12 protein-coding genes are annotated in these 12479 nt (G+C 67.5%); 5 read left to right on the forward strand and 7 right to left on the reverse strand.

Annotated features, from left to right (window positions below):
- Positions 1-295 (forward strand): TetR/AcrR family transcriptional regulator C-terminal domain-containing protein (locus tag AC1DYI_RS15140; protein ID WP_477204953.1); only part of this gene is annotated, 295 nt, incomplete at its 5' end.
- A 34-nt stretch (positions 296-329) separates the two neighbouring features.
- Here the strand turns inward: AC1DYI_RS15140 and AC1DYI_RS15145 are convergent.
- A complete protein-coding gene (locus tag AC1DYI_RS15145; RefSeq protein ID WP_477204954.1) occupies positions 330-1496 on the reverse strand; it encodes an acyltransferase family protein in 1167 nt (388 codons plus the stop codon).
- 243 nt (positions 1497-1739) lie between these two features.
- On the opposite strand from AC1DYI_RS15145, the gene AC1DYI_RS15150 reads away from it, so the two are divergent.
- Positions 1740-1982, forward strand: coding sequence for a DUF2789 domain-containing protein (locus AC1DYI_RS15150; protein WP_477204955.1), 243 nt, complete (start codon positions 1740-1742; stop codon positions 1980-1982).
- A gap of 34 nt (positions 1983-2016) precedes the next feature.
- On the opposite strand, the gene AC1DYI_RS15155 is transcribed toward AC1DYI_RS15150, so the two are convergent.
- The gene (locus tag AC1DYI_RS15155) at positions 2017-2601 is read right to left on the reverse strand and encodes a DinB family protein (protein WP_477204956.1); all 585 of its coding nucleotides are present in this window, start codon (positions 2599-2601) and stop codon (positions 2017-2019) included.
- Between the two features lie 155 nt (positions 2602-2756).
- Here AC1DYI_RS15155 and AC1DYI_RS15160 point away from each other — a divergent pair, with 155 nt between their 5' ends.
- A complete protein-coding gene (locus AC1DYI_RS15160; RefSeq protein WP_477204957.1) occupies positions 2757-3815 on the forward strand; it encodes a hypothetical protein in 1059 nt (352 codons plus the stop codon).
- Positions 3816-4026: 211 nt separating this feature from the next.
- Here AC1DYI_RS15160 and AC1DYI_RS15165 read toward each other — a convergent pair whose 3' ends face one another.
- Positions 4027-4497, reverse strand: a complete 471-nt coding sequence (locus AC1DYI_RS15165; RefSeq protein WP_477204958.1) for an Lrp/AsnC family transcriptional regulator — start codon at positions 4495-4497, stop codon at positions 4027-4029.
- 126 nt (positions 4498-4623) lie between these two features.
- On the opposite strand from AC1DYI_RS15165, the gene AC1DYI_RS15170 reads away from it, so the two are divergent.
- Complete coding sequence (locus tag AC1DYI_RS15170) at positions 4624-8199, forward strand: indolepyruvate ferredoxin oxidoreductase family protein (protein ID WP_477204959.1); 3576 nt, start codon at positions 4624-4626, stop codon at positions 8197-8199.
- A 1-nt stretch (position 8200) separates the two neighbouring features.
- Here AC1DYI_RS15170 and AC1DYI_RS15175 read toward each other — a convergent pair whose 3' ends face one another.
- Positions 8201-9508: a GGDEF domain-containing protein gene (locus AC1DYI_RS15175; RefSeq protein ID WP_477204960.1), complete on the reverse strand. Its 1308-nt coding sequence runs from the start codon at positions 9506-9508 to the stop codon at positions 8201-8203.
- A 50-nt stretch (positions 9509-9558) separates the two neighbouring features.
- Positions 9559-10164: a DsbA family protein gene (locus tag AC1DYI_RS15180; protein ID WP_477204961.1), complete on the reverse strand. Its 606-nt coding sequence runs from the start codon at positions 10162-10164 to the stop codon at positions 9559-9561.
- Positions 10165-10289: 125 nt separating this feature from the next.
- Between AC1DYI_RS15180 and AC1DYI_RS15185 the strand changes: the two genes are divergently transcribed.
- On the forward strand, positions 10290-11192 hold the full coding sequence (locus AC1DYI_RS15185) for an amino acid ABC transporter substrate-binding protein (protein ID WP_477204962.1): 903 nt from the start codon (positions 10290-10292) through the stop codon (positions 11190-11192).
- Here AC1DYI_RS15185 and AC1DYI_RS15190 read toward each other — a convergent pair.
- Together AC1DYI_RS15190 and AC1DYI_RS15195 are read right to left on the reverse strand one after the other, a co-directional pair.
- Entirely contained in the window at positions 11141-11737 is a 597-nt protein-coding gene (locus AC1DYI_RS15190) for a chorismate--pyruvate lyase family protein (RefSeq protein WP_477204963.1), read from the reverse strand. The two genes, AC1DYI_RS15185 and AC1DYI_RS15190, sit on opposite strands and share 52 nt — an antisense overlap.
- A partial coding sequence (locus AC1DYI_RS15195) for an acyl-CoA dehydrogenase family protein (RefSeq protein WP_477204964.1) occupies positions 11734-12479 on the reverse strand: 746 nt, incomplete at its 5' end. The genes AC1DYI_RS15190 and AC1DYI_RS15195, both read right to left, overlap by 4 nt.

Here is a 12479-nt window from a genome sequence, read left to right on the forward strand (position 1 = left end):
CCGCTACACCGCGCCGCTGATGGATTTGCTCGCTCGCGGCCAGGCCAGCGGCGAATTCCGGCAAGACCTGCCGCTGCGCCTGCTGCGGCCGCTGGTGCTGGGGCCGATGGAGCACATCTTGTGGGAAGCGGTGGCGCAAGGCGGCGAAGCGAGCAAGCCGTCGATCGACATCGAAGCCACCGCCAACGCGGTCTCGGCGCTGCTGTGGAGCGCACTGCAAGCCCCCAACGCCGAACTGGCGGCGCTGCGTGTGCTGCGGGCTGAGGTGACCCAGGCCTTGCGCGCGCACGGCTGAGGCCGCGGCGCTCGAAGTGGCGCCGGCTCGGGCGTCAGCCCCGGCGTTCCACCGCGCGGTGCATCAGCGTGCCGACCACCAAGCTGACGAGCCACGCCGTCACCATGCCCAGCGCGTTGGCCTCAGGTGACTCCGGCCACTGGTTGTAGACCACTGCACCGATGACCAGAATCACCGCGTAGTGCAGCAGGAAGACCGGGTACGAGATCTGCGCAAAGAAGCCCAGCACCGCCTGCGCCATGCGCCCCGGCCAGCGGCGCACCGCCGCCGGCTCGGGCGCCAGGCACAGCAGCATGGCGGTGGCACCGGCCAGGGCGATGCGGCTGCGCCATTCGACCACCAGCGCCAGGCCGATGATCAGCAGCAGGCCCAAGGCCGCCGGCTCACGCGTGGTGCGCAGCCCGCGTGCCCAGCGCGCCAGCACGCCCAGGCCGTAGGCGCCGACGAAGTACGGCGCGAAAGCGTCCAGCGACGAATCGAGGTTCCACCACAGCAGCGACAGCAGCACCAGCGCCACCACCACGCCGGTGGCCGTGGCAGTGCGCTGCACGCCCTTGTCGGGCAGGCCATGCAGCGCAGCGGCCAGCACCACCAGCAAGGCATAGAGCTGGAAGTCGATCGCCACGTACCAGAAGCCGGCCGACAGCGACTCGATGCCCAGCATGTCTTGCGCCATCACGATGTGGGCGGCCAGCTGACCGGGCTCGGGCGCCGCGGGAATCGTCGGGTGCTCGATCAGCCCTCGGGCCAGCCAGGCCGCGACGATGACCGCCAGCACCGCCAGCAAATAAGGCTTGGCCAGGCGCTGGTAACGGCGCCAGACCGAGCTCGGCACCTCACGCCAGGTGACACGGGGCCGCTCGCCGGGAGCGGGCCACAGCGAGCCGGCCGCCAGGAAACCCCCTGTCACCAGAAACACCTGCACGACCAGCCGCGCGTACTCGGCCAACCCATCCAGCAGCACCGGGGCCAGCGTGTGGGCCACATCGCACATCGGGCCGTACAAGGCCAGGTGGTGCCACAGGATCAGTTGTGACGCGAGCGCCTTGAACAGGTTGATCCAGGTCACCGGCAAGGCGGCCGCGGCGGCCTCGCGCCCAGCAGCACCAACGCGCGGCCGCGCCCCCGCAGGCGCAGCGCGCCAACGCGGGTGCCAMGCGGGGGTCGGGGCCGGGAGCGTGGCTTGCTGGGGCTTCAGCATGAGCAGAGCCACTTCCACGCCGTCTCGGCCGGTACAGATACGGCGCCGCCGTGGGCTGCACCGTCAATCACGAGTCTCACAAGAGGGCTTTGGACAACAAAAAGGGTCAAAAACGAGGCGCGGAACTTACCATTCTCCCTCAAGCTTGTGGATTGCCGAGTCGTGACCTGACGCAACAAGCCGCAACACGCGCTCAATTCACGACGCAACACACCCGCCACAGCAAATTCAACCGGAGGCTTCATGGACACAACCGCGCACACGCTGGAGCAGTTGTTCGCCCAACTCGGGTTGGCCGACGACGCCGAATCAATCGAGCGCTTTGTCTCGCAACATTCGCCGCTGGMCGGCGACGTGTTGTTGTGCGATGCGCCGTTCTGGAGTCAGTCTCAGGGCACCTTCCTGCGCAATGCGTGGAAGAGCGACTCGGACTGGGTGCCGATGGTCGACACGCTGGACTCGATGCTGCGCAAACCACCGCAGTGACGCTGCGGCGCATCCACCTGGACCGACGCCGCTGTCAGCGGGGGCTCTGCGCCGCGCCGCCCACCAACTGGGCCTCGGTCCAGCCCAACGCCGCCATGTCGGCGACCCGGTAGACGGCGTCGGCCGGCAACAGAAACTCGTCCAGCTGCGGCGGCTTGACCGCGGTGCTGGACAACATCGCGTGCACCTGGCCGCGGTGGTGCGTCTGGTGCATGAACACATGGGCCAGCGTGCTGCCCATCGAATTGCGGTCGACGTGGTCGCGGCGGTCCAGCGGCACGATGCGGGCGGCCGCGGCCGCGTCCAGCCCGTCGCACAGCGCGATGAGCTTGTCGTCGCTGGCCGCCTGGCGCTGCACCCACTCGACCACACTGCGGCACGGCACGAACGCGTCGTACTGCGCAGCCATGTCGGCCTCGCCGTACATGCCGGCGATGTAGTAGATGTCGACCCCGAGGATGTGGTTCAGTGTCTGCGCCAAGCTGGGGAAGAAGCTCACGCGCGGCGCATGGAACTCTTCGTCGCTCAAGGGCGCCATGGCCTGTGCCAGGCGGTGATTCGCCAGGCGGTTGGCGCGCGCGCTGGTGCGCAGGTGCTGGAGCCATGGGTCGCTGGACATCGTGGGCGCTCCGGGCGGGTCAGGTCGGGTGGGCGTTGCATTCTGCGCCTGGCGTGTGCCAGCGTCCTGCCACACCCCCTAACGCCGAACTTCCCAGGGCCTTGACACACTGCGGCGACGCGCCCAGGCTGTGGTGCTCGCCGAAGGGAGGCACCATGGGCATGCATTCGCTCCTGCGTCGCTGGCCGGTCGCTGYGGCCGCAGTCCTGATCGCGTCAACCGGCCTGTTGGCCATGGCGGCCCCAGGGCCCTATGCGCTGAGTGATCTCGGCGATCCACCCAGCGATTCGCCCGCACCGGTTCAGATCTACGCGCTCAACAACTCCGGGGTTGTTGCCGGCGAATTTCGTACCTCGGCGGACCGCCGTGCATCGTCGCCCTTTGTCTCGGTGGGCGGCGAGATCCACAGCCTTGGCACGCCGCTGGGGCGGGTGCATGCCGGCGCACGCGGCGTCAACGACCTGGGCCAAGTGGTCGGCCTGACGAATGAGGCCGACCTGGATGGCCGGGCCTTTTTGTGGCAGCAGGGCAGCGGCCATCTCGACCTCGGCACGCTCGGCGGCAACTTGTCCCACGCCATGGCCATCAACAACGCCGGCACGGTGGTGGGCATGTCCACCACGCCGTCCTGGGATGGACATGCCTTCGCCTACTACGGCGGGGTGATGCACGACATCCACCAGCTCGGCCTAGGCAGCGAAGCCCTGGCCATCAGCCCGAACGGCACGATCGTCGGCAACTGGCTCGGTGCCGACCTCAATGGCTACGCCTTCATCTACCGCGACGGTGTGATGCACGACCTCGACCCGATGCACATCGCCGTCTATGCGAACGGGGTCAATGACGCAGGCCAGGTGGTCGGGCAAGGCCCCATCCCCGGCCTGGGCGAGTTCCCCGACCACCATGCGGTGCTGTGGCAGGACGGCGTGATGCACGACCTTGGCACGTTCGGCGGCCGATCCAGCAACGCGACGTCGATCAACGCCATCGGCCATGTGGTCGGCCAGGCCACCGACACAGGCGAAGCCTCGCACCCGTTCATCTACGCCGAGGGCCAGCTGTGGGCGCTGGCGCCTCTGGTGACGCAGGGCGGCAAGGGCTGGCAGCTGTATTCGGCGATCGCCATCAACGACCGCGGGCAGATCGTTGGCATGGGGCGACACAACCACAGCCGACCCCGCCCCTTCCTTCTGACGCCACTGGCGGCGCGCTGACTCGCAGGCGCCGGACGGCAGCAGGCTGGCCTGTGGTGCGACGCCGGCCGATTCGGTGCTGTGTGGAGATCGAGCCCCACGTCAGTCAGCGAATGGCGCGACGACGCAATCCCCCCACGACAGCGATCAACGATCCTCAATCCAACTGGCCGTGAGTGCCTGGTCGACACCAAAAGGTTGCATGAGGCAGCGAACCGGGCCTTGGCCGCGTTCAGGCCGGCGGCAACGGCAAGGCCGTCTCGTATTTCACTTCGCGCAGCACGACGTTCGTACGGATGCTGGCCACGCCCTTCAGCTTGAACAGCCGCTCCTGCAGGAAGCGGTCGTAGGCCTTCATGTCGGGCACGACGACCTTGACCACGTAGTCGGCCTCGCCGGTGATGCTGGCGCATTCCATGATCTCTGGGCTTGAGGCGACCAGGCGCTCGAAATCTTCGACCGCACCGTCGGTGTGGCGGACCAGCGAGACATAGGCCCAGGCGCAGATCGCCAGGCCCAGCTTCTCGCGGTCCATCAGCACCACCTCGCGGCGGATCACGCCGCTTTGCTCCAGCTCCTTCAGCCGGCGCCAGACCGGGGTGGCTGACATGCCCACCGCCTCGGCCAGTTGCTGGGCGCTTTGCCGCCCTTTGCGCTGCAAGGTGTCGATCAACCGCCGGGTTGCACGATCGAGTTCAATCATTTCTCAATTGTGGCAAATCTGGAATGAACTCACCCAATAATGGCCAAATTGGCGAGCATGGAGAACAAAGCTTTCGCGCCCCGAGACGAAAATCAACGCAATTCTTTGCCTGCCGCCAGGTGCCGTATGACCGATGCCCTTGCCTTGCGCACCCCGTTGCGGGACTACGCGCTGACCGACAACCTGGCCGCCGCCCAGGGCGCGGTGTTCCTGACCGGCACGCAGGCGCTGGTGCGCCTGCCGCTGATGCAAAAGCGGCTCGATGAAGCGGCCGGACTGAACACCGCCGGCTTCGTCTCCGGCTACCGCGGCAGCCCGCTGGGCATGGTCGACCAGCAGATGTGGAAGGCCAAGAAGTTCCTCGCAGACGCGAAGGTCAACTTCCTGCCGGCCATCAACGAAGACCTGGCCGCGACCGCCTGTCTCGGCACGCAGCGCGTCGCGCTGGACCCGCAGCGCACCGTCGAAGGTGTGTTCGCGATGTGGTACGGCAAGGGCCCGGGCGTCGACCGTTCGGGTGATGCGCTGAAGCACGGCAATGTCTACGGCTCCAGCGCGCTCGGCGGCGTGCTGGTGGTGGCGGGTGACGACCACGGCTGCGTCAGCTCGTCGATGCCGCACCAGAGCGACGTCGCGATGCAGGCCTGGAACATGCCGGTGCTGCACCCTGCCAACGTGGCCGAGTACCTGGAGTTCGGTCTGTACGGCTGGGCCCTGTCGCGCTTCTCGGGCGCGTGGGTCGGTTTCAAGGCGATCTCGGAAGTGGTCGAGTCGGGCATGACTGTCGACCTGGACGCGATGCCGCTGGACTTCGTGCTGCCCGTCGAGCACCAGCCGCCCGCATCGATCGGGTCGCTGCATGTGCGCTCGGTCGACCTGCCCTCACTCGGCCTCGAAGAACGCCTGGCCGCCAAGCTCGACGCGGTGCGCGCCTTCGCCAAGGTCAACTCGGTCGACAAGCACATCGTCGCCAGCCCGGCGGCGACGCTCGGCATCGTCACCGTCGGGAAGGCGCACTACGACTTCATGGAGGTGCTGCGCCGCCTCGACCTGGACCCGAACGCGCTGGCCGCGGCCGGCGTGCGCGTCTACAAGGTCGGCCTGGTGTTCCCGCTCGAGCCGACCCGCATGCTCGACTTTGCGCGCGGCCTCGAAGAGATCCTCGTGATCGAAGAGAAAGGCCCGATCGTCGAGCGGCAGATCAAGGAGCTGCTGTACGGCCTGCCCGATGGGCAGCGCCCACGCATCGCCGGCAAGACCACACCCGAAGGCGCGGCACTGCTGTCGTCGCTGGGCGAACTGCGCCCGTCGCGCATCATGCCGACCATCGCCGATTGGCTGGCGCGGCTGAACCCGGCGCTGGACCGGCGCGATCGCGTGGTCGATTTCCTGATGCCCTCGCTGCTGAGCAACGACGCCGACGCCGTGCGCCGCCAGCCCTACTTCTGCTCGGGCTGCCCGCACAACTCCAGCACCAAGGTGCCCGAAGGCTCGCGTGCGCTGGCCGGCATCGGCTGCCACTTCATGGCCAGCTGGATGGAGCGCGGCACCTCGGGCTTGATCCAGATGGGCGCCGAGGGTGTCGACTGGGCCGCGCACTCGCGCTTCACGAAGGAAAAGCACGTCTTCCAGAACCTGGGCGACGGCACCTATTTCCACTCCGGCCTGCTGGCGATCCGCCAGGCGATCGCGGCCAAGACCAACATCACCTACAAGCTGCTCTATAACGACGCAGTGGCGATGACCGGCGGCCAGCCTGTCGATGGCACGATCAGCGTGCCCGAGATCGCGCGCCAGATCGAGGCCGAGGGTGCCAAGCGGGTTGTGATCGTCTCGGACGAGATCGAGAAGTACGACGGCCACCACGGCGAGTTCCCAGCCGGCACCACCTTCTTCCCGCGCAGCGAGATGGATGCGGTGCAGCGCGAGCTGCGCGAGGTCGAGGGCGTGACGCTCTTGATCTACGACCAGACCTGCGCCGCCGAGAAGCGCCGCCGCCGCAAGAAGAAGGAATTCCCGGATCCGCCGCGCCGCGTCTTCATCAACCAGGCGGTCTGCGAAGGCTGTGGCGACTGTGGCCAGGCGTCGAACTGCCTGAGCGTGATCCCGGTCGAGACCGACTGGGGCCGCAAGCGCCAGATCGAGCAAAGCTCGTGCAACAAGGATTTTTCCTGCGTCAACGGCTTCTGCCCCAGCTTCGTGACGATCGAAGGCGCGGTGCTGAAGAAGAAGGCCGGCGCGAAGTTCACACCGGCCGATCTGGCACGTGAGATCGAGCGCATCGGTTCACCCACGCCGTGGGCCTGGACGGGCCCGTTCGACATGCTGGTCACAGGCGTTGGCGGTACCGGCGTGGTGACCGTCGGCGCGCTGATCACGATGGCCGCGCACCTCGAAGGCAAACAAAGCTCGGTGCTCGACTTCATGGGCTTCGCGCAAAAGGGTGGCGCGGTGCTGAGCTTTGTGCGTGTCGCACCGACGGCCGATCTGCTGAACCAGGTCCGCATCGACACCCAGCAGGCCGACGTGCTGCTGGCCTGCGACGTGGTCGTCGGCGCCTCAGGTGACGCACTGGGCACCGTCAAGCATGGCCGCACCGTGGTGCTGGCCAACACGCATGAGATCGCCACCGCGGCCTTCGTGCGCAACCCGGACGCAAGCCTGCAGGCCCGCGCACTGCTGGCCAAGCTGCGCCACGCCGCTGGCGATGAACAGGTCAGCACGCTTGACGCGCAGGACCTGGCGCAACAGCTGATGGGCGACACGATGCCCAGCAACATCGTGATGCTCGGCGCGGCCTTCCAGCGTGGGCTGGTGCCGGTCAGCGAAGCAGCGCTGCTGCGCGCGATCGAGCTGAACGGTGTCGCGATCGAAGGCAACAAGGTCGCGTTCGCGATTGGCCGCCTGGCCGCCGCCGACCCGGCCGCGCTGCAGCGCCTGGCCGGCGCGCAGCCGGCGGTCGATGTCGGTGCCGGTTTGCTGTTCGGCCCGACCGGCCTGGTCGAGCGGCGTGTGAAGTTCCTGACCGATTACCAGGACGCCACGCTGGCCGCGCGTTACCGCGCGCTGGTCGATGCGGTGCATGCGCGTGAGTCGACGGTGGCTGCGCAAGCGGGCATTGCCGGCACGCCGCTGACCGAAGCGGTGGCGCGCCAGTTCTCGCGCCTGCTGGCGATCAAGGACGAATACGAGGTCGCCCGTTTGTACACCGACGGCAGCTTCCAGGCCGCGCTGGCCGAGCAGTTCGAAGATGCGGGCTCGCTGCGCTTCCACATGGCGCCGCCGCTGCTGTCTCGCCCCGGCCCGGATGGCCGTGCGCGCAAGATGACCTTCGGCCCGTGGATGATGAGCGCCTTCCGCACGCTGGCGAAGGTGCGCCGCATCCGCGGCCGCTGGTACGACCCGTTCGGCCACACCGAAGAGCGCAAGATGGAACGCGCACTGGCCAACGAGTACGAAGCGCTGCTGCGCGACACGCTGCTGCCGGCGCTCGACGCGCGCAACCACGCGAGCGCCGTCGCACTGGCCAAGCTGCCCGAGCGCATCCGCGGCTACGGCCATGTGAAGCTCGCCAACGTCGCGACTGCAAAGGCGCAGCAGCCCGAGCTGCTCAAGCGCTTTGCCGCCGGCGAGGCGCCCGCTTCGACCACCGCCGCCGCGACGCGCAAGGTCATCGCGATCAGCGAGCTGACGACGAACTGAGTCAGGCCACCGGCTCGGCGCAGACCACCCGGTCGCGCCCAGCCTGCTTGGCTTGGTACATCGCTTCGTCGGCGCGCTCGATCGCAACGTCCAGTTCCTGGCCACGGCGCCACTCGGCCACGCCGAAGCTGCAGCTGACTTTCAAGCCCTGCGGCCAGGTGGCGGTGGCCATCGCTTGCCGCAGGCGCTCGGCCACTCGCGCGGCTTCCGCCACCGGCGTGTTCTGGCACAGGAGCACGAACTCTTCGCCACCCCAGCGCGTCAGCAGGTCGTTGCGCTGAACCTGGTTGCGCACCAGCTCGGCCAGGCAGCGGATGACCTGGTCACCCACCGCATGGCCCTGCGTGTCGTTGACCTGCTTGAAGTGGTCGATGTCGAAGAAGATGAGCGCGGCCGGGAACAGCTTGGTGTCGCTTTGCCGGGTCTGGCCGAGCAGCGCCTCAGTCAAGCCATGACGGTTCAGCGCGCCCGACAGCGCATCGTGCCGCGCCTGTTGCGCCAGGCTCTCGGCCTGTGACTGCAGCGTCGCGTTGAGCTTGCGCAGCGAGGCCTGCAGCGCAGTACTGTGTTGCAACCGGCGCCGCGCGGCCAGGCTGTCGAGCACCAGACAGATCAGCATCGTGCCGCCCCACATGCCGACCAGCCCGAGGCCCAGCGTGCCGGCGCTGATCCACTTGCCGCGCAGCGCAATGCGCTCGATGCCGATCGTCTGCAACCCAGGCTCGACCTTGCCGGCCGTGGCCACTGCCAGGCTCGTCGCATGGGTCAGCTCCTGACCCGACAACTCCAGCGGCAGCGGATGCTCGTCGACCCACCATGAAGCGACCGCGATGCGCGCCAGCGGAAAGTCCAGCCCGCCTGGGTAGTGTGAGGGCGTGAAGGCGATCTCGTGCACCTTCAGCGAGGCCTCGTCGCCGACCCGGCTGTAGCGGGGGTTGAAGTTGCGGATGAAGACACGCACCGGCACTTCGGCGGTCGCCGAGTGTGCGCTCATGGTCAGGTCCAGCGTGTCGAAGCTCGACAGATCCAGACCCTGCGGCGGCTGGCCGAGGATGAACTGCAACTCACAGAACGGGTACTGGTAGCCCTTGCCGAGCTCGCAGTCCAGCAGCAGGCGCTGGCCATCGCGCCGTAGCCTGGCCACGCTGTCGCCGCCGTCAAACTCACGGTCATCGGTCGCGTTCACCGTCCAGCGGCTGTTGGCGTCGATGACCAGCCGGTGCTCCATGCCCCAGTGGTTCCAGGCCAGCGCGATCACCGTGATGGCCAGCAAAGCCATCAGCAACCGACGCCACCACTGGATCGACATCGCGTCAGCCGGGGTGGGTCAGCGGTACGCGCATGGGCAAAGGCGCCGCGTCAGAACGGCCCCGACACCAGCCACTGCTCGATCTGCGGCTTGCGGTCATTGCCCCAGAAGGGCTCGCCGTCGATGACGAAGTACGGCGCACCGAAGACGCTGGCGGCGATCGCCTCGTCGTTGGCACGCTTCAGGCGCTCCTTCCACATCGGGTTGTTCCAGGCGTGTTCGGCGGCTTCGGGGTCGAGCTCGGCCTCGGCCGCCAAGGCCTTCAGTGCCACCGGGTCGTTGAGCATCACGCCGCGGGTGAAGAAGGCGCGAAAGCCGGCCCGCGTCCAGGCCGCGGCCGCCGCTTCGCCTTCACAGTCGTTCAGCCACCAGAACACCCGCGCGGCGTTCTGGGTCGGGATCGGGAAGGTCTCGGGCTGGGTGTAGGGCACGCGTTCGAAGCCGGCCGAACGCTGGAAGTCGCGGAACGAGTAGTCGCGCTTGATCGGGTAGGACACCGGGCTTTTCAACTCGGCGGCGCTGAAGGTCACGCCCAACAGGATCGCGTGGCGGCGCACCGTACGGCCGTGGCGGGCGGCCAGCGCATCGATCCATTCGTTGGCGATGTAGGAATACGGCGACGAGAAGTCGAAAAAGAAGTCGATCGGCGCTTTCATCAGCGCGAAGATACGCCCAAACTGCGTCAATCGTGAACAGGCACGGCCCGAGCGTGAAATCCGTGGGCGGCCTTCAGGGTGGTAACTGGGAAAATCGACGGGCTTTTTGCCGAGGGATACCCACAATGACAGCAACACCCCGCTTCGCCCTTTGGGCAGGCCTGGCCACCTTGATTTGCGCTGTGGCCGCCCCGGCCCAAGCCGCAGCCCCGGTGCTCGACAAACTGCGCCAAGGTGGCGCTTTCGTGATCGCGCACCGCGAATCGTCGACACCCTTCTCGTACCTGGACGCAGACAAGAAACCCGTCGGCTACGCGGTCGACATCTGCCTGAAATTGGCCGAGGCGGTGAAGAAGGAACTGGGGCTGAAGACGATGCCCGTCACCTTCAAGATGGCATTGCCGGCCACCCGCATCGCGATGATCGAATCGCACGAGGCCGACCTCGAATGTGGCTCGACGACCAACAATGCCGAGCGCCGCCAGAAGGTCGCCTTCACGGTGCCGCACTACATCACCGGCTCGCGCTTCATGGTGCGCGCCGACAGCATGATCGAGGAACTGCCCCAGTTCGAGGGCAAGAAGCTGGTCTCGACCAAAGGCACGACGCCGATGAAGGCGCTCGAGCAGGCCAACCGCGAGCGGATGCTGCGCATCAACGTGCTCGAAGCGCCGGACCACGCGAAGGCGGTAGAGATGGTCGAGAAGGGTGAGGCCGACGGCTTCGTGATGGATGACGTGCTGCTGTATGGCCTGATCTCGAGTCGCCCCGACCCGAGCAAGCTGAAGGTCGTCGGCAAGGCGCTGACGATCGAGCCGCTGGCGATCATGCTGCCCAAGGACGACCCGGCCTTCAAGCACATCGTCGACGACGAGATGAAGCGCCTGATCCGCAGCCGCGAAGCACACGCGCTGTACGAGAAGTGGTTCGAGAAGCCGATCCCGCCCAAAGGCACGTCGCTGAATCTGCCGATGAACTACCTGCTGCGCGACTTCTGGAAGTACCCCACGGACGTGGTCCCCTTCTGACCGGCCGCGACAGCGGCCGGCCAATTGGCGACGAGGCGCGGCAGAAAGCACTCGGCCACCCGCAAGGATTGGCCGCCGCGCTCGAACACCGAGTGACGTAGCCACAGTCCACGTGCTGGCATCGCTTGGCCGCTGGCGTCCTGCCAGGCGCGCGCGATGGCCCGCGCGTGCGGGTCCACCGGGTTCAGCCAACGCCACTGCAGCGGCGTTCGGCGAATCTCGCTGCGGCTGAACAGCAGTTGCGCAAGTGGCCGCGTGCCCAGGCCCTGGATTGCGCGCCACGCACCGTGCGCAGCCTGTACCGAAGTCACGGATCGGGCAAAGACCAGCGGCGCGTCGTCACCACACAGCAACACCTCTCGCGCGAGCAGCGGCGTGTGCGCCGGCAGATCGAGCGAGTCGAGTTCGCCTGGCCACGCGGGCGCGCGGCCCTGGTGCAGCACGCGCACGCTGAACGGCGGGTGTGCACGAGCCAGCCGCGCCGACAGCGAGCCAGGCGCACCGACCCACGCCGCGACCGGCGCCCTTGCGGGCTGGGGCCTCACGCGAGGGCGCGGCCGATCAGGATCTTCTGGACTTCCGAGGTGCCTTCGTAAATCTGGCAGACCCGCACATCGCGGTAGATGCGCTCGACCGGAAAGTCGCTGACGTAGCCGTAGCCGCCGTGCACCTGGATGGCGGCCGAGCAGACGCGCTCGGCCATCTCGCTGGCGAACAGCTTGGCCATCGCGGCTTCCTTCAGGCAGGGCTGGCCTGCGTCCTTCAGGCTCGCGGCGTGCCAGATCAGCTGGCGCGCGGCCTCGATCTGTGTCGCCATGTCGGCCAGCTTGTGCTGGATCGCCTGGTGCTCGAAGATCGGTTGGTTGAAGGCGACCCGCTCCTTCGAATACTTCAGCGCCGCTTCAAACGCAGCGCGGGCCATGCCGACACTTTGCGAAGCGATACCGATGCGGCCGCCTTCGAGCCCCGACAACGCGATCTTCAGGCCCTGGCCCTCGTCGCCCAGCCGGTTCGCGGCGGGAATGCGGCAGTTCTCGAACAGGATCTGCGCCGTATCCGAGCTGTGCTGGCCCATCTTGTCTTCGATGCGCGCCACCGTGTAGCCCGGCGTCTTGGTCGGCACGACGAAGGCGCTGATGCCCTTCTTGCCGGCCGCCTTGTCGGTCACCGCCATCACGATCGCGATGTCGCCGTTCTTGCCCGACGTGATGAACTGCTTGACGCCGTTCAGCACGTAGTCGTCACCATCACGAACGGCGGTCGTGCGCAGGCCGCCGGCCTCAGAGC

The organism is Ideonella sp. P3_A4, assembly GCF_056403075.1.